This is a genomic window from Christiangramia sp. OXR-203 (assembly GCF_034372165.1).
In the GTDB taxonomy this organism is placed as follows: domain Bacteria; phylum Bacteroidota; class Bacteroidia; order Flavobacteriales; family Flavobacteriaceae; genus Christiangramia.
On sequence record NZ_CP139698.1, the window covers coordinates 1,140,392 to 1,157,589 of the forward strand.

Genomic DNA, 17,198 nt, shown 5'->3' on the forward strand with positions numbered 1-17,198 from the left:
AATGATCAATTGGAAGAGTGTATCGAAATTGGGAGATCGCGGAATTTTGATAGAATTCCCTCAGGAAATTTCAGAAAAAACGCTTCAATCGATACTGGACACAAAAGCTAAGCTATCAAAAATAAAACTTGAACAAAAGGTTGAAATAACTAACACATACAACTCGATACTAATAAGTTATCCTTTAACTATAAGAGATGTCTATAGTGAGTTGAATAAGGTTTCCGAAGCTCTTGGAACTACGAATATATCAAAAAATATTAACAAGCGAATTTTCAAGATCCCAGTTTGTTATGAGGCAGAATATGCTCCGGATCTGGACGGTGTAGCCGCGCTAAAAAGGATGAAAAAAGACGAAGTGATTTCCCTTCATTCCACTCCGGAATACCTCGTGTATTTTATCGGCTTTTTACCTGGCTTTTTATACCTGGGTGGAATGGATAAAAAAATTGCAACTCCGCGAAAAAACATTCCTCGCAAAATCGTTGAAAAAGGTAGCGTTGGAATTGCGGAAGATCAAACTGGAATTTATCCACAGGAGAGTCCGGGTGGATGGCAAATAATTGGTAGAACACCACTGGATTTTTTTAATGTGAAAAATGAAATTCCCAGTCCATTTATAGCTGGAGATTTTGTGCAATTTTATCCTGTAAGTAATTCGGAATATCTCCAAATTAAAGAAAAGGTGAAGAATGGAATTTATGAATTCGAAATCGTCAAATCCAATGGGTGAAATAGTTGTCAAACAGCCAGGATTATTCTCCACGATTCAGGATTTCGGAAGATATGGATCTAGAAAATATGGTGTTCCTGAGGGTGGAATCATGGATAGATATGCCTTCAAGATCTGCAACCTTATTCTCGGGAATTCTGAAAATGATGCAGTATTGGAAATAACTTTTTTAGGGCCTGTTCTTGAATTTAGGACTGCTACGAATATTTGCGTTGGAGGAGCAAATCTTACTCCGAAGATTAACAATTTAGAGATCGAATTAAACACTGCTTATCAAGTAAAGGCTGGAGATATTCTTTCCTTCGGAAAAAGGAAATCTGGATTCCGGTCCTACCTCGCGATTAAAAATGGTTTTCAATCTCCGCAAATTCTGGGAAGTCGAAGTTGGTTCGAAGCTGTTACAGGAAATCATAGACTTCAGAAGAACCAGCTTTTACATTATCAAACTTCAGAACCTATCAGCAAAAATCCTCATTCAGCTATACACGTAAATACAGATTACCTCAATTCAGAAATAATCGAAACTTATGAAGGACCAGAATTTGGAAAACTACCAGAATCTGTACAAAAGCATATTTTTCAGCAGAAATTTAAGGTGAGTGGTGATAGCAACCGGATGGCTGTACAATTTGAAGAATCGATAAATAATGACCTCAAAGGCATTCACACTTCCCCGGTCATGCCTGGAAGCGTTCAACTTACCCCATCAGGAAATCTGATCGTGCTTATGAGGGACTGTCAAACTACGGGAGGTTATCCAAGGGTTTTACAGCTATCAGAGTATGGAATCCAGGTGCTTTCTCAAAAAATGCCCGGCGAAGTTGTGCAATTTTGTGCGAAGTCTTAATACCTGTAAATAGCAAAAAGTGCCAACTAAGTTTATTAATGCTATAGAAAAGACCCTACTCAGAACTACAACTAAACTATGATTGACACTTTTTTTGTCCCCAAAACATCTTAGATAAACTAAAATGACTCTACAAATATAGGTACAGTAGTAGCTGTAGAGTAGGGGAATTTTCCCCTTTCTTGCAGATAAGCTCAATTTTATTATTAGAAATTATATTTTAGAGGCAGATAATCAAACCCTTATAATCGTGAATCCACCAAAAAAGTGCATTACTGTTCAAAGAGCTAAAGAACTTCAAAAGGAATGGCGTGAAACCAGGTCTGTAGTTACTACAAATGGGAAAGAACATAAAGATACCTGTGAGTTCCATTTTGATCTGGAAGAACTTCAGGAATATATCAACTACGTTCGTGAAAAATCTCAACAAAATAAAGCGGAAAGGCCAGGAATCAATGTCTGGCTAGGTGCATATCAGGCTGAGGGTGATAAACCTAGTCTAAATACCGTGTTTTTCTCTGCAACGCGTAAAATGAAAGCAGAAGAGGAAGATGGTTCTGGAAGAGATTACCTCGAAAATGATGATATTGAACCAATGAATACTGTAGGAGGTATGTGGCCTCCCTTACCATATAAAGGCTAGGATTTTCTGTGATAAAATTCATTATTGAAAACAAGCTGTACATAGGATATCTTATGGAGTTCCTTGCAGCTTGTGCTGGAACAATACACCTCATAAAAGCACAGAATTTAAGAACTGGCGTAAAACTTTTTGTTGGATTCCTTTGGTTCAATTTTTTCTACGACCTGCTTGGCATGTACCCAATCTGGGCATATTATGATAATTACCAGTTGGCACCTTTTTTAAAAGACACTGCTTTTGCACGTAATTTCTGGTATTATAACAACTTTTATGTTATAAAGTATATCGTGCTGGGGCAGTTATTTATTTTGCAGTTAACCCATCCTGAAAGTCAGAGTCTAAGGAAAATCCTTGATAAGCTAAAATGGGCCTTTGTTGTCTACAGTGTTATATGCTTTGCAACTTTTGGCAACTATTTGTATCAATATGACTATACAGTCATCATATTTGGAACTTTCTTTCTCGTAGGATGCATTATGGCATACCTCATTCAAATGCTTCGTACAGATGAAATTCTTCAATTTAAGTCTGATGTAATTTTTTATATCTCAGTAGGGCTTATCCTTTACGAATTATGCATTGCACCAATTAATATTTATGGAGGATATTTCAATGAAGGTAATATGGAATTCGTCCAGTTCTATGCACGTATTCTCAGGTACGGGAATATTTATTTATACGGAATTTTTATTATAGGTTTTCTAGTAACTTTGAGGAATGGAAGAAAAACTGATACCTTAGCTTAGAATTAATGTTTGATTCTAATAGCTAAATTAGGTTTACCAGTATTTAAAATCCAATAGAAATGCTTCGGAAGGAAGAGATCATTCTAATTCTCTATTTTATACTGGTGATCGTTCTACTCACCGTATTCACCGTTTTTTTTGTGATCACTTATCAGAAGCGGAAGAATAAGATCTTACAGGAGAAATTTGAGGCAGAACAACAATTTTTAATAGAACTCAATAATACGAAGATAGAGATACAGGAAGCTACATTGAAGAATGTAAGCTGGGAACTCCATGATAATATCGGTCAGTTACTATCTGTGGCCAGTATCCAGTTGAACATACTTTTAAAAAGATCCAGTGAGAATGCCGCTCCAGCAGTTACAGAGATCAAAGAACTGGTGGCAAATTCATTAAATGAAGTTCGTTCACTCTCCAGAACTCTAAATAATGAAGTAATTCATACAACCGGGTTACACAAATCTGTTCGAGACGAGCTGGATCGTTATAATCGTATGGATATCCTGCAGGCAGAATTGGAAATTACAGGTGAATCCCGGGAAATTAAACCTGAAAGTGAGATCATTATATTCCGGATCATGCAGGAGTTTTTTAATAATGTCATCAAATATGCCGAGGCTTCTTCACTTCAGGTTCAGTTAAACTATCTGGAAGATTCACTGCAGATCCATGCAAAGGATAACGGAAAAGGTTTCGATGATTCTGAAGTAGAAAAAGGTTCTGGAATAATCAACATGTATAGCAGGGCCAAGCTAATCAATGCTAAAATTGATATCCAAAGTAAAGTTGGAGAAGGAACTTCTCTGAAATTAAACTATCCTATTCAAATAACCAGCAATGTCTAAAAATATAAGCATAGTCGATGATCATAAGTTGTTCGCAAGTTCATTGCGGGTTCTGGTGAATTCCTTCGAAGGTTTCAAGGTGCTTAATTATTTTAAAAATGGTCAGGAGCTTGTAGAGCATGTGCAAAGTGGCCTGGAACTTCCTGATGTTTTATTATTGGATATGAGAATGCCAGTAATGGACGGTCTACAGACAATGACCTGGTTAAAAGAACATCACCCAGATCTTAAAGTTCTGGCCCTCACTGTAGATCAGGAAGATGAAACGATCATCAGGATGTTGAAACTCGGTGCTCGCGGATATCTTCTGAAGGATATAGATCCTGATGAATTCGAACTAGCTTTAAACAGGATCGTTGAAACAGGTTATTATACGAATCAGTTGATTTCTGAAGCTTATAGAAATGAAGGAAAAGCTGAGAAGTATGAAGTTCTTACCGGCAGGGAGCAGGAGTTTTTAAGTTACGCCTGTAGTGAGCTTACTTATAAAGCGATCGCTTCAGAAATGAATCTTAGTCCTAAAACTGTTGAGAATTATAGGGAGAGTCTTTTCAGCAAGTTACGGGTTAAGAGTAGAGTAGGCCTGGTTATGGTTGCCATTAAAGAAGGGTATTTCAAGATCTGAAAATTTAAGAATACTTTATATCAAAAGCAGCTTTGCGCCATTACATAATTCGCGAACTGCAGTATCTTCGTACTTTCAAATTAAATATTCGTGATAGATTCAGCAAAAATAGAACTTCGAAATTTACAGGTCAAGGATTACGAGGAATTGAAGATTTCCATGGTCAAGAGTTACCAGGCTATGCCAGATGAATACTGGAGCAAGGCTGAGATCAAAACCTTGATAAGTAAGTTTCCTGAAGGCCAGTTGTGTATCATTATAGATAATCGCATAGCGGGATGTGCGCTTTCAATTACCGTGGATTATGACAAGTTTGATGATAATCACACCTATGAGGAGATCATTGGGGGAGAAAACTTTTCCACGCATACTAAAAATGGGAATGTTCTCTACGGAATCGATGTATTTATTCACCCTGAATTTCGCGGAATGCGATTGGGTCGAAGACTCTATGAAGCTCGAAAAGAATTATGTGAGCATTTAAATCTGAAAGCGATCGTTTTTGGAGGTAGAATTCCAAATTATGCAAAATATGCAGATGAGTTAACACCGAAGCGATATATAGAGAAAGTAAAATTGCAGGAAATTCATGATCCTGTTCTATCATTTCAGTTAAGTAATGACTTTCACGTAAAGAAAGTGATCAAGGGATATCTCTCCGGAGATCACGAATCCAAGGAGTTTGCTACGTTAATGGAATGGAATAACATCTATTATTCTAAACCTCAAAAGCTGGTAAATACTACCAAAACGGTGGTTCGACTTGGGCTTGTACAATGGCAGATGCGTTTGTTTAAAGATTATGAAGCGCTGGTTTCCCAGATCGAATTCTTTGTGGATGCTGTAAGTAATTATCAGAGCGATTTTATACTTTTTCCAGAGCTTTTCAATGCACCTTTAATGGCTCAGTTCAATCATCTTTCTGAACCGGAAGCCATTCGCGCGTTATCAGACTATACCGAGAAATTGCTGGAAACCTTCCGTGAGTTCGCTATCAATTATAACATTAATATCATTACCGGAAGTATGCCAATGCCGGAAGGTGAGCACATGTACAACGTAGGATATCTTTGCAGACGGGACGGAAGCTACGAACGCTACGAAAAATTGCATATCACTCCGGCAGAAGAAACTGCCTGGGGGATGAAGGGTGGTAATAAACTGGAAACCTTTGATACCGATTGCGGAAAAATTGGAGTACTCATTTGCTATGATGTGGAATTTCCTGAAGTTTCACGATTACTGGCCGAGGAAGGTATGAACATATTATTTGTACCGTTCATGACCGATACTCAAAATGGATATTCTCGGGTGAAGATCTGCGCTCAGGCCCGTGCAGTGGAAAATGAATGTTATGTCGCAATCGCAGGCTCCGTTGGAAATCTGCCGAAGGTAGATAACATGGATATTCAGTACGCTCAAAGTGCTGTATTAACACCTTCAGATTTTGCATTTCCAGTAAACGGAATCAAAGCGGAAGCCACTCCTAATACTGAAAGTACGTTACTGGTAGATGTCGATCTGGATCTTCTAAAGGAGTTACACAACTTCGGAAGTGTTCGAAACATGAAAGACAGGAGAAAAGACCTATATTCTTTACGAAGAAAAAAATAGAATATTCAACTGAAAATGAGGAGGTTTTAGAACTTTTTATTAGTTTTAAACCATGATTAGTATTGTTGAAAAATTCGTTGTGGCGGTGTTGGAAATTTTGTTCTAAAAAGTTTCTACATTCCATTTTATCATAAGCTCATGAAGCCACCATTTCTGGTGGCTTTTTTTATGCCGGTAATTTTAATTTCGGCTCAGATATAGTTCCAGAGATCGTAAATAAAAGCCAATTAAACTGCTGATATTCAATTAAATACGTAATAAGTCCTTCAATTAGCGTTCATTCAGTCATTTAATATCACGACTTAAGGTGTTCGAATCCCAGTATTTTTAATTCTTACAGAACAGAATTGAAATTTAATGAATACCAAATATAGCAGCACCATAACGCAAAGTGATTCTCAACCAGCTTCCCAGGCCATGCTTCACGCCATTGGATTGAGCAGGGAAGATCTCAAAAAACCTTTCGTAGGGATAGGAAGTACCGGGTATGAAGGTAATCCCTGTAACATGCATCTCAATGATCTTGCAAAAGAGGTTAAAAAAGGGACTCAGCAAGCCGGTATAAACGGACTTATTTTTAATACGATTGGCGTAAGTGATGGAATTTCCATGGGAACTCCAGGAATGCGTTTTTCTCTTCCCTCTAGGGATCTAATTGCAGATTCCATGGAAACAGTCGTTAGCGGAATGTCTTATGACGGACTCGTAACTGTAGTTGGCTGTGACAAGAATATGCCAGGTGCACTCATGGCAATGCTAAGATTAAACCGTCCTTCGGTATTAGTGTATGGAGGAACGATCTCTTCTGGTTGTCATAATGGTAAAAAACTAGATGTGGTTTCGGCTTTTGAAGCCTGGGGTTCTAAGGTTTCCGGGGAAATGCAGGAAGAGGAATATCAACAGGTCATCGAAAAAGCCTGTCCTGGTGCCGGAGCATGTGGTGGTATGTATACTGCAAATACTATGGCTTCAGCAATTGAAGCTCTGGGAATGAGTCTGCCATTTAACAGCTCTAATCCTGCAACCGGTCCTGAAAAGGTGAAGGAAAGTGTAAAAGCTGGAGAAGCTATGCAACTGCTACTTGAAAAAGATCTCAAACCTAAAGATATCGTATCTGCCAAATCTCTTGAAAATGCCATTAGATTATTGACCGTACTTGGTGGTTCTACCAATGCTGTGCTGCATTTTCTGGCGATCGCTAAAGCTGCGGATATCAATTTTGGATTAAAGGATTTTGAAAGAATTTGTGAAGAAACTCCATTTCTAGCAGATCTTAAGCCTAGTGGTAAATACCTTATGGAAGATATTCACAGGATTGGTGGAATCCCGGCCGTCATGAAGTACATGCTGGAGAAAGGACTGCTCCACGGGGATTGCATGACGGTTACCGGAAAAACCATAGCAGAAAATCTTGAGGAGGTAGAATCTATGCCTTTTGATCAGGATATAATATACCCGGTAGAGAAACCTATTAAAGCGACAGGACATATTAGAATACTATACGGGAATCTCGCTTCTGAAGGTTCCGTAGCAAAAATAACAGGAAAGGAAGGTTTGAAATTCCACGGTAAAGCGAAAGTTTTCAATGGTGAATATGATGCCAATGAAGGGATTTCATCTGGAAAGGTACAAAAAGGTGATGTAGTCGTCATTAGATATGAAGGTCCTAAAGGTGGTCCTGGAATGCCGGAAATGCTAAAACCTACTTCAGCAATTATGGGAGCTGGTCTGGGTAAGAATGTGGCTTTGATCACCGATGGTAGATTTTCTGGAGGAACTCATGGATTTGTCGTGGGGCATATTACTCCGGAAGCGCAACAGGGCGGACTAATTGGATTGCTGAAAGATGGCGATGAAATAAGTATTAATGCCGAAACAAATAAAATCGAAGCTCATTTGAGTGATGAAGAAATAAGTAAGAGAAGAGCAGTATGGAAAGCGCCCGCATTCAAAGCAAAAGGAGGCGTGCTTTATAAATACGCGAAAACAGTAGCATCAGCATCAGAAGGTTGCGTGACAGATGAATTTTAATTAGGTGGAAATATGGAGGTTAAAACAGCAAGTTTCGAAAAGCAAAGCACGAAAAAAAGCCTGACCGTATCAGGAGCAGAGGCGGTGATAAAATGTTTGCTCGAAGAAGGTGTGGATACTATTTACGGCTATCCGGGAGGGGCGATCATGCCTGTATATGATGAACTGTATAAATATCAGAAAGAAATTCACCATGTGCTCACCAGGCACGAACAGGGAGCAACGCATGCTGCCCAGGGTTACGCCAGAGTTTCAGGAAAAGTAGGTGTTGCTGTAGCAACTTCTGGTCCGGGAGCTACCAATCTTGTAACAGGTATTGCAGATGCGCAAATAGATTCTACTCCAATGGTTTGTATCACTGGTCAGGTTGGGTCCCATCTTCTGGGTTCAGATGCTTTCCAGGAAACCGATATTGTAGGTATTTCCACGCCGGTAACTAAATGGAACTACCAGATCACCAATGCTGCAGAGATTCCGGAAGTAATGGCGAAAGCTTTTTATATCGCCAGGTCGGGAAGACCAGGACCGGTACTAATCGATATTACCAAGGATGCCCAGTTTGCCTCGTTGGAATTCAGTTATAAAAAATGTTCTGGAATAAGAAGTTATCAGGCGATCCCGGAATTAAATCTTCTGGAAGTACAACGCGCTGCAGAAGTGATCAATAATGCTAAAAAACCAATGATCGTTTGGGGACAGGGAGTGATTCTGGGAGGAGCTGAAGATCTATTCAAACAGGTTGTAGAAAAATCTGGAATTCCTGCAGCGTGGACGATTCTGGGACTTTCGGCATTACCAACAGATCATCCATTGAACGTGGGAATGGTGGGCATGCATGGAAACTACGCACCAAATATGCTGACCAATGAATGCGATGTTTTAATTGCTATTGGGATGAGGTTTGATGACCGGGTTACCGGAAATCTTGAAAAATATGCAAAACAGGCGAAGATCATTCACTTTGAGATCGACCCGGCTGAAATTAATAAAAATGTACACGCAGATTACCCGGTTCTGGGGGATGTAAAAGAAAGTCTTAAGGCATTGCTTGAATTACTGGAGCCATATTCTCATAAGGAATGGCACCAGAAGTTTAAGGATATGTACAAAACTGAATATGAGAAAGTCATTCAGGGAAATTTAGATGTAAACAAGAAAGATCTGGGAATGGCTGAGGTGATTCAGGAAGTAAATATTCAATCTAAAGGAGATGCGATCATTGTTTCAGATGTTGGTCAGCACCAAATGGCAGCCTGCCGTTATGCGAAATTCAATCAGTCAAGAAGTAATGTTACTTCCGGGGGATTGGGAACTATGGGATTCGCTTTACCAGCAGCCATTGGTGCAAAAATGGCAAAACCAGAAAGAGATGTTGTCGCTGTGATAGGTGATGGCGGTTACCAGATGACCATTCAGGAATTAGGAACGATTTTCCAGACCAAAGTTCCGGTCAAGATCGTGCTTTTAAATAATGGATTCCTGGGAATGGTAAGACAGTGGCAGCAAATGTTCTTTGATAGGCGTTATGCTTCCACAACAATGGTGAATCCGGATTTTATTACGATCGCCAAAGGTTATCACATTAAAGCAAACCAGGTGACCGAAAGGAGTCAGCTTGAGTCGGCAGTAAAAGAAATGATGCAAAGTGATGAAGCCTATTTCCTTGAAGTGAAAGTTGAACAGGAAGAAAATGTGTTCCCAATGATCCCAACCGGAGCATCAGTTTCAGAAATATTATTAGAGTAATGGAAAAACAGAACTATACAGTTTCGATTTATACCGAAAATAATCTTGGTCTACTTTCCAGGATCGCGGCTATCTTTTTGAAAAGACATATCAATATTGAAAGTATTACGGCTTCCCCCAGTGAGGTGACTGAAGTGATGCGCTTTATTATTATTGTAAAGGTTTCCGAAGAACAGATCAAGAAGATCGTAGGACAGATCGAAAAGCAGATCGAGGTGATCAAGGCTTTTTATCATACCGATACTGAAACGATTTACCAGGAAACAGCTTTGTATAAAATCAAATCTGAAGATTTTCTGGATGACCATAATATTCAGGATTTTATTAAAGAGACCAATGCGCGAATTGTAACCGTGACCAGGCAGTTTTTTGTGATAGAAAAGACCGGAAAACGCAATGAGGTCGATCAGCTTTATGAAAAACTAAAACCCTACGGACTCATGCAATTTGTAAGATCTGGAACCATCGCTGTTACTAAGAACGAAATGCCGATATCAGGAATACTAGAAAAATTTAATACCACAAACTCATTATCATGACCAACTATTTTAACAGCCTTTCCAAAGCTGAAAAACTCGATCAATTAGGTACCTGTAGATTTATGGAACTGGATGAATTCAGTAATGAAGCAGATGCTTTAAAAGATAAGAAAATAGTCATTGTGGGCTGCGGTGCGCAGGGTCTCAATCAGGGACTTAATATGCGTGACAGCGGTCTGGATATTTCATATGCACTTAGAGAAAGCGCGATCAGGGAAAAACGTCAATCCTGGAAAAATGCTTCAGAAAATGATTTTACGGTTGGAACTTATGAAGAATTGATCCCGGATGCAGACCTTGTAATCAACCTTACTCCAGACAAGCAGCATACCTCGGTGGTAAAGGCCATCCAGCCGCACTTAAAGCAAGGAGCTGTTTTATCCTATTCTCACGGCTTCAATATCGTGGAAGAAGGAATGAAGATTCGGGAGGATGTTACCGTGATCATGGTCGCTCCAAAATGTCCCGGGTCTGAAGTTAGAGAGGAATACAAACGTGGTTTTGGAGTACCTACATTGATCGCAGTTCATCCTGAAAATGATCCTAAAGGTATAGGGCTGGATTGGGCGAAAGCCTATGCTTATGCCACAGGTGGTCATCGCGCCGGAGTACTGGAATCTTCTTTTGTTGCTGAAGTAAAATCTGATCTTATGGGTGAGCAAACTATCCTTTGTGGTGTTTTACAAACCGGATCCATTCTAACTTTTGACAAGATGGTTTCTGAAGGTTTGGATAAGAATTATGCAGCAAAACTAATTCAGTATGGTTGGGAAACGATTACCGAAGCATTGAAGCACGGCGGAATCACCCAGATGATGGACAGACTATCTGATCCTGCAAAGATGAGAGCCTATGAAATTTCAGAAGAACTAAAGGAAAAAATGCGTCCGTTATTTCAGAAGCATATGGATGATATTATTTCCGGAGAGTTTAGTAGCAGGATGATGCGGGACTGGGCGAAAGATGATACCGAGTTGCATACCTGGAGAGCTGAAACTGAGAATACAGCTTTTGAGAAAACTGAAGCAACTTCAGAAGAGATCACAGAACAGGAGTATTTTGATAAGGGAGTTCTACTGGTTGCCTTTGTGAAATCTGGGGTGGAACTAGCCTTTGAAACGATGGTAGATGCAGGGATTATCGAGGAGTCAGCTTATTATGAATCCTTGCATGAAACTCCCCTTATCGCGAATACCATCGCCAGAAAAAAACTATACGAAATGAACCGCGTAATTTCAGATACTGCGGAATATGGATGTTATTTATTCGATCATGCAGCCAAACCATTGATCAAGGATTATGTGAATTCTCTGGAACCTGAAGTTGCCGGAAGAAAATTTGCTTCAGAAGATATAGGAGTGGATAATGAGGAATTGTCAAAAGTGAATCAGGAGATCAAAGAGCATCCCGTAGAGAAGGTAGGCGCAACTTTACGATCTGCGATGACTGCAATGAAGAAAATATACGCTTAATGGAAACTCTGCTGGAAAAGGATACGATTTACAAACCTAGTCTTAAAGCGGTTAAAGAGGCTTCGGAAAGGATCTCAAAGGTGGTGCTGAAAACTCCTTTAGCTGAATCTTTTACCTATAGCAAGCGCTTGGATGCAAAGGTAATGCTGAAGCGTGAGGATTTACAACAGGTTAGATCCTATAAAATTCGTGGAGCCTATAATAAGATCTCCAGTTTACCACAGGAACAGCTTGAAAAAGGTGTGATCTGTGCCAGTGCCGGCAATCACGCTCAGGGTGTTGCCTTTGCCTGCAATAAGCTCAAAGTTAAGGGTGTGATCTATATGCCTGGCACCACGCCACAACAAAAGGTGGAGCAAACTGAGATGTTTGGTGGTGAATGGGTGGAAGTAGTGCTGAAGGGTGATACCTATGATGATTCCTATAAGAGTGCTATGGCTCATATGGCTGAAAAAGGACTTATTTTCATTCATCCTTTCGATGATGAAAAAGTTATTGAAGGTCAGGCGACCATTGCCCTGGAGATTCTTGAGCAAGCAAATGAACCTATAGATTATGTTTTTGCTCCACTAGGCGGTGGTGGACTCCTGGCAGGAATTTCTTCCATGTTCAAGGAACTATCGCCCAATACTAAGATCATTGGCATCGAACCGCAGGGTGCACCATCAATGAAAACCTCTCTAAAAGAAGGTAAAGTGGTCGAGCTGGATCATATTGAACGATTTGTAGATGGCGCCTCTGTCCAGAAAGTTGGAACGCGAAATTTTGCTATTTGTAAGGAAAACCTGGATGAAATGATCACAGTGCCGGAAGGAAAGATCTGCCAGACCATCCTTGATCTCTATAACCAGGATGCCATGGTAGTGGAACCGGCCGGAGCCATGGCGATTTCAGCTTTGGATCTCTATGCTGAAAAGATCAAGGGGAAGAACGTTGTTTGTATCGTTAGTGGCAGTAACAACGATATCATCCGGATGGCCGAGATCAAGGAACGTGCATTATTATATTCTGGATTAAAACATTATTTCGTAATCGTTTTCCCTCAAAGAGCAGGGGCCTTAAAGGAATTTGTAGCAAAAGTCATGGGACCAAATGATGATATTACTCATTTTGAATATTCTAAAAAGCATAACAGGTCGAACGGGCCAGCGGTTGTGGGTATTGAGCTGAAGGATCCAGCTGACTTTGAACCCCTGGTAGAGAGAATGAAACAGAAGAATTTTTATGGGGAATATTTGAATAATAATCCAAATTTATTTCAATTTTTGATCTAGAACTGCCTGTACCTTAAAAATTTATATACATTTGTAATATGATTTCGATCAATAAGATAATATTAGTCCGTTTCAATTTCAGGCCCCGCCGCCGCTTCTAGGCAGCACCCCGAAACGACTTTTTATTATTATTATCTTACATCCCAATTTTGAACTACATAAACGGCATAGAATACAAACTTAATATCAGATCATTTTCTGATATTTCCCCTATGCGCCGCCGTTTTCCCCGTCGCACGTAAGTGCGTCTATTTATCTATGGAACTTAGGTGAGTCCGGTTCCGCTCTCGAAAACCCAGATCAAAATTTAATTTCCAACATAAATCTTTTAGCAGATGAAAATTCTCATTGCTAATAAATCTCACGCTTCCTATGCTGAGATCATTTGTAATACTATCGAAGAATCGGCAAAGGTTCGTGGTACCGGTATTGCGCGCAGAACTCCTGAATATATCATCAAAAAGATGGAGAAGGGAAACGCTGTGATCGCTCTCAAGGAGGAAAAGTTTGCCGGTTTCTGTTATATAGAAACCTGGAGCCACGACAAGTATGTGGCTAATTCCGGACTCATTGTCCATCCCGATTTTAGAAATCAGGGACTGGCGAAAGATATCAAAAATGTCATTTTTGATCATTCCCGTAAGAAATATCCGGAAGCTAAAATATTCGGGATCACCACAGGTTTAGCAGTCATGAAGATCAATTATGATCTGGGCTATCAACCGGTCACCTTTTCTGAACTTACCGATGATGAGACATTCTGGAAAGGATGCCAGACCTGTAAGAATTACGATGTACTTACCCGAACAGATCATAAGATGTGTTTGTGTACAGGAATGATGTATGATCCCGAGAAGAAGAAAAATCCTAAGATGGTCGAGAAGCCTAAAAGTAAATTCAACGAAAAGGCATTTCAGCGATTAAAGCATATCAAGCAAACTCTTTTCTATAAGAAGGAAAAGGGTTGAATGCAGATACGAAAACCCGAACTGGATTTGTAAAAGATCCTTCAGTGTAGAATGAAAGTTAAATCGACCTGAATTATTGCTGGTTGAATCATAGAATAATAGTTAGTTATGAAAAAAGTAGTTATAGCATATAGTGGAGGACTGGATACCTCATATTGTGCAAAATATTTATCTGAAGAAGAAGGTTTTGAAGTTCATGCCGTAAGTGTGAATACCGGAGGATTTTCAGAAGAAGAAATAAAAAATATTGGTGATAACGCCAAAAAGATAGGAGCGAGTAGCTACAAAAATATCGATGCGGTCAACTCCTTTTACGAAAAAGTGGTAAAATATCTCATTTTTGGAAATGTGCTTAAGAATGATACCTATCCTTTATCTGTAAGTGCCGAGAGGATCGTACAGGCCATGGAAATTGTGAATTACGCAAAAAAAACAGGTGCTGGATATATCGCCCATGGTAGCACCGGTGCAGGTAACGACCAGGTTCGATTTGATATGATCTTTCAGATCATTGCTCCAGAAATACAGATTATAACTCCAATAAGAGACAAACAACTAAGCAGACAGGAAGAGATCGAATACCTTAAAAGTAAAGGGGTTGAGATGAACTGGGATAAAGCAAATTATTCAGTTAATAAAGGCCTTTGGGGAACCAGTGTTGGAGGAGCAGAAACTCTGACTTCAGAAAAACCATTGCCGCAAGAGGCTTTCCCTTCTCAATTGGAGGAAAAGCAACCAAAGCAAATTAAGTTATCATTTACAAATGGTGAGCTCACTGCTATTGATGGAACTGAAAATGAACCTTTGCAGAATATAGAAATCCTCGAAGGTATCGCTTCAAAGTATGCAATTGGGAGAGACATTCATGTAGGTGATACGATCATAGGAATTAAAGGTAGAGTAGGTTTTGAAGCAGCTGCAGCACTTATCACTATTAAAGCGCATCATCTTCTAGAGAAGCATACGCTAAGCAAATGGCAATTACAACATAAAGATTATACCTCGAACTGGTATGGGATGCATCTGCATGAAGGATTATACCTGGATCCTGTAATGAGAGATTTCGAAGCCCAGTTACAGAGTTCTCAATCCAAGGTCACGGGTGACGTTTTTGTAAGCCTGAAACCTTACCATTTTACGCTGGATGGGATTAGCTCACCGAATGATCTTATGAACAGCAGCTTTGGGAATTATGGTGAAGAGAACAAAGCCTGGACAGCCGAAGATGCCAAAGGATTTATTAAGATCCTTTCTAATTCTGGAATGATATACCAACACGTAAATCAGGATTCATGATAGAGGCAGGAATTATTGGAGGAGCAGGTTATACTGCGGGAGAATTGATCAGGATCTTATTATACCATCCTGAAGTAAACCTGAATTTTGTCTACAGTACTTCTCAACCCGGCAAGCCTGTTCACAGTATTCACCAGGATCTTATTGCAGAGACTGAACTTAAGTTCACTAACCTGATCAATAAGAAGGCAGACGTGGTTTTTCTTTGTCTCGGACATGGGAATTCTAAAAAGTTTCTTTCAGAAAATGAGTTTTCAGAAAGAACGAAGATCGTAGATCTAAGCACAGATTTCAGAATGAAATCGAACGATCATACTTTTGTTTATGGACTTCCGGAAATAAATAAGGATAAGATCCAGTCTGCGAGTTTTATTGCGAACCCGGGATGTTTTGCTACAGCGATTAGCCTGGCGATTCTTCCATTGGCACAGGCAGGTTTATTGCTGGAAGACGTACATGTGAATGCCGTAACTGGTGCAACCGGTGCTGGTACTTCGCTTTCTAAAACAACACATTTTACCTGGAGAGACAATAATTTTTCAGCTTATAAAAGCTTTGAGCATCAGCATTTGCAGGAAATCGGGCAGAGTCTAAAGCAGCTACAGGAATATCATAGTGCCGCGATCAATTTTATTCCGAATAGAGGGAATTTTTCAAGAGGTATTCATGTAACAGCATACACAAAATTTGAAGGTGACCTGGAAAAGGCAAAATTGATGTATTCCGAATTCTATAAAAATGCTGCATTCACTTTTGTTACTGATGAGGAATTGCACTTAAAACAAGTCGTGAATTCTAATAAGTGCCTGTTGAGGTTGCAAAAATTTGATGACAAATTATTGATTACAAGTGTGATCGATAATTTACTGAAAGGTGCTTCAGGACAGGCTGTTCAAAACATGAATCTAATGTTTGGCTTTGAAGAGAAAACAGGTTTGAATCTAAAAGCAAGTTATTTCTAAAGTTCAGAATTAGATGGATTTTATCTATTACACAAGAATGATTGATAATTAAAGCGATATGAAAATAGCAATTATAGGTGCTGGGAATCTGGGTGTTTCCATTGCGAAGGGCCTCATCTTCAGTAATGCGTTTACGACGCTTTACCTAAGTAAAAGAAAGATTGAAGATATCCAGGAATTTGAAGAATATGCAAAGGTTCATGTAAGTTCAGATAATCTGGAAGCAGTTAGAAATTCTGATATTCTGATCTTTGCCGTTCAGCCCACGCAGTTTGAACGCATTCTTGAGGAGATCAAAGACGAACTTACAGATAAGCATGTTTTGATCTCAACAGTTACCGGTTTTAGGATTCCCAGAATCGAAGCTATCATTGGTAAGGAGCATTATATCATCAGGTCAATGCCCAATACGGCAATCGCTGTTGGGAAATCCATGACCTGTTTGTGTAGTAATGAAGTAGGTGAAAAAAGGATAAAGATCGCTGAAGCTATTTTTAACAGACTGGGAACAAGTATTATCATTCCTGAGAACAAAATGCAGGCAGCAACGGTTATTTGTGCCAGTGGTGTTGCTTTCTGGCTGCGTTTAATACGTGCGACCACTCAGGGAGCTGTACAACTTGGGTTTGATGCGAAAGAAGCTCAGGAGCTCTCTATGCAAACCTGCCTGGGAGCCGCTAGTCTTTTGATAGAATCCGGTAAACATCCGGAGGAAGAGATCGACAAGGTTACCACTCCAAGAGGCTGCACTATAGAAGGTCTTAACGAGATGGAACATAACGGCCTGAGTTCCTCACTAATTAAAGGAATACAAGCCTCTTTTAAAAAGATTAATACAATATCAGACCAGTAAT

General features: G+C 39.6%; 16 protein-coding genes. All 16 read left to right on the forward strand.

The genetic code is table 11. From position 1 onward, the window contains the following. Position 1 precedes the first annotated feature (1 nt). Positions 2 to 733 carry a 5-oxoprolinase subunit PxpB gene (gene pxpB / locus T8I65_RS05285; protein ID WP_322302355.1) on the forward strand — a complete coding sequence of 244 codons (732 nt, stop codon included), beginning with the start codon at positions 2 to 4 and terminating at the stop codon, positions 731 to 733. Then, positions 726 to 1,580, forward strand: a complete 855-nt coding sequence (locus tag T8I65_RS05290; RefSeq protein WP_322302356.1) for a biotin-dependent carboxyltransferase family protein — start codon at positions 726 to 728, stop codon at positions 1,578 to 1,580. The genes pxpB and T8I65_RS05290 overlap by 8 nt, the downstream gene beginning before the upstream one ends. 250 nt (positions 1,581 to 1,830) lie before the next feature. Further along, on the forward strand, positions 1,831 to 2,223 hold the full coding sequence (locus T8I65_RS05295; protein ID WP_322302357.1) for a hypothetical protein: 393 nt from the start codon (positions 1,831 to 1,833) through the stop codon (positions 2,221 to 2,223). Between the two features lie 8 nt (positions 2,224 to 2,231). Continuing rightward, positions 2,232 to 2,969, forward strand: coding sequence for a hypothetical protein (locus T8I65_RS05300; RefSeq protein ID WP_322302358.1), 738 nt, complete (start codon positions 2,232 to 2,234; stop codon positions 2,967 to 2,969). A 59-nt stretch (positions 2,970 to 3,028) separates the two neighbouring features. Further along, the gene (locus tag T8I65_RS05305) at positions 3,029 to 3,817 is read left to right on the forward strand and encodes a sensor histidine kinase (protein WP_322302359.1); all 789 of its coding nucleotides are present in this window, start codon (positions 3,029 to 3,031) and stop codon (positions 3,815 to 3,817) included. Beyond that, complete coding sequence (locus tag T8I65_RS05310) at positions 3,810 to 4,442, forward strand: response regulator transcription factor (protein ID WP_322302360.1); 633 nt, start codon at positions 3,810 to 3,812, stop codon at positions 4,440 to 4,442. The genes T8I65_RS05305 and T8I65_RS05310 overlap by 8 nt, the downstream gene beginning before the upstream one ends. Positions 4,443 to 4,532: 90 nt before the next feature. Beyond that, positions 4,533 to 6,056, forward strand: a complete 1,524-nt coding sequence (locus T8I65_RS05315; protein ID WP_322302361.1) for a bifunctional GNAT family N-acetyltransferase/carbon-nitrogen hydrolase family protein — start codon at positions 4,533 to 4,535, stop codon at positions 6,054 to 6,056. Positions 6,057 to 6,413: 357 nt separating this feature from the next. Then, positions 6,414 to 8,087 carry a dihydroxy-acid dehydratase gene (gene ilvD, locus T8I65_RS05320; protein WP_322302362.1) on the forward strand — a complete coding sequence of 558 codons (1,674 nt, stop codon included), beginning with the start codon at positions 6,414 to 6,416 and terminating at the stop codon, positions 8,085 to 8,087. Positions 8,088 to 8,099: 12 nt separating this feature from the next. Continuing rightward, positions 8,100 to 9,833, forward strand: coding sequence for a biosynthetic-type acetolactate synthase large subunit (gene ilvB, locus T8I65_RS05325; RefSeq protein ID WP_322302363.1), 1,734 nt, complete (start codon positions 8,100 to 8,102; stop codon positions 9,831 to 9,833). Next, entirely contained in the window at positions 9,833 to 10,372 is a 540-nt protein-coding gene (ilvN, locus tag T8I65_RS05330) for an acetolactate synthase small subunit (RefSeq protein ID WP_322302364.1), read from the forward strand. The genes ilvB and ilvN overlap by 1 nt, the downstream gene beginning before the upstream one ends. Then, a complete protein-coding gene (ilvC, locus tag T8I65_RS05335; RefSeq protein ID WP_322302365.1) occupies positions 10,369 to 11,844 on the forward strand; it encodes a ketol-acid reductoisomerase in 1,476 nt (491 codons plus the stop codon). The genes ilvN and ilvC overlap by 4 nt, the downstream gene beginning before the upstream one ends. Next, a complete protein-coding gene (gene ilvA / locus T8I65_RS05340; protein WP_322302366.1) occupies positions 11,844 to 13,118 on the forward strand; it encodes a threonine ammonia-lyase IlvA in 1,275 nt (424 codons plus the stop codon). Before ilvC ends, ilvA begins: the two co-directional genes overlap by 1 nt. Before the next feature lie 335 nt (positions 13,119 to 13,453). Further along, positions 13,454 to 14,086, forward strand: a complete 633-nt coding sequence (locus T8I65_RS05345; RefSeq protein WP_322302367.1) for a GNAT family N-acetyltransferase — start codon at positions 13,454 to 13,456, stop codon at positions 14,084 to 14,086. 108 nt (positions 14,087 to 14,194) lie between these two features. Beyond that, positions 14,195 to 15,382, forward strand: coding sequence for an argininosuccinate synthase (gene argG / locus T8I65_RS05350; RefSeq protein ID WP_322302368.1), 1,188 nt, complete (start codon positions 14,195 to 14,197; stop codon positions 15,380 to 15,382). Beyond that, the gene (gene argC / locus T8I65_RS05355; protein ID WP_322302369.1) at positions 15,379 to 16,344 is read left to right on the forward strand and encodes an N-acetyl-gamma-glutamyl-phosphate reductase; all 966 of its coding nucleotides are present in this window, start codon (positions 15,379 to 15,381) and stop codon (positions 16,342 to 16,344) included. Before argG ends, argC begins: the two co-directional genes overlap by 4 nt. A 58-nt stretch (positions 16,345 to 16,402) precedes the next feature. Continuing rightward, positions 16,403 to 17,197, forward strand: a complete 795-nt coding sequence (proC, locus tag T8I65_RS05360) for a pyrroline-5-carboxylate reductase (RefSeq protein ID WP_322302370.1) — start codon at positions 16,403 to 16,405, stop codon at positions 17,195 to 17,197. Position 17,198: the final 1 nt, after the last annotated feature.

What these genes read in the sequence shown, in the direction of transcription:
- pxpB (WP_322302355.1), top strand. Translation starts at nt 2, where the DNA reads ATGATCAATTGGAAGAGTGTATCGAAATTGGGAGATCGCGGAATTTTG.
- T8I65_RS05290 (WP_322302356.1), top strand. Translation starts at nt 726, where the DNA reads ATGGGTGAAATAGTTGTCAAACAGCCAGGATTATTCTCCACGATTCAG.
- T8I65_RS05305 (WP_322302359.1), top strand. Translation starts at nt 3,029, where the DNA reads ATGCTTCGGAAGGAAGAGATCATTCTAATTCTCTATTTTATACTGGTG.
- T8I65_RS05310 (WP_322302360.1), top strand. Translation starts at nt 3,810, where the DNA reads ATGTCTAAAAATATAAGCATAGTCGATGATCATAAGTTGTTCGCAAGT.
- ilvD (WP_322302362.1), top strand. Translation starts at nt 6,414, where the DNA reads ATGAATACCAAATATAGCAGCACCATAACGCAAAGTGATTCTCAACCA.
- ilvB (WP_322302363.1), top strand. Translation starts at nt 8,100, where the DNA reads ATGGAGGTTAAAACAGCAAGTTTCGAAAAGCAAAGCACGAAAAAAAGC.
- ilvN (WP_322302364.1), top strand. Translation starts at nt 9,833, where the DNA reads ATGGAAAAACAGAACTATACAGTTTCGATTTATACCGAAAATAATCTT.
- ilvC (WP_322302365.1), top strand. Translation starts at nt 10,369, where the DNA reads ATGACCAACTATTTTAACAGCCTTTCCAAAGCTGAAAAACTCGATCAA.
- ilvA (WP_322302366.1), top strand. Translation starts at nt 11,844, where the DNA reads ATGGAAACTCTGCTGGAAAAGGATACGATTTACAAACCTAGTCTTAAA.
- T8I65_RS05345 (WP_322302367.1), top strand. Translation starts at nt 13,454, where the DNA reads ATGAAAATTCTCATTGCTAATAAATCTCACGCTTCCTATGCTGAGATC.
- argG (WP_322302368.1), top strand. Translation starts at nt 14,195, where the DNA reads ATGAAAAAAGTAGTTATAGCATATAGTGGAGGACTGGATACCTCATAT.
- argC (WP_322302369.1), top strand. Translation starts at nt 15,379, where the DNA reads ATGATAGAGGCAGGAATTATTGGAGGAGCAGGTTATACTGCGGGAGAA.
- proC (WP_322302370.1), top strand. Translation starts at nt 16,403, where the DNA reads ATGAAAATAGCAATTATAGGTGCTGGGAATCTGGGTGTTTCCATTGCG.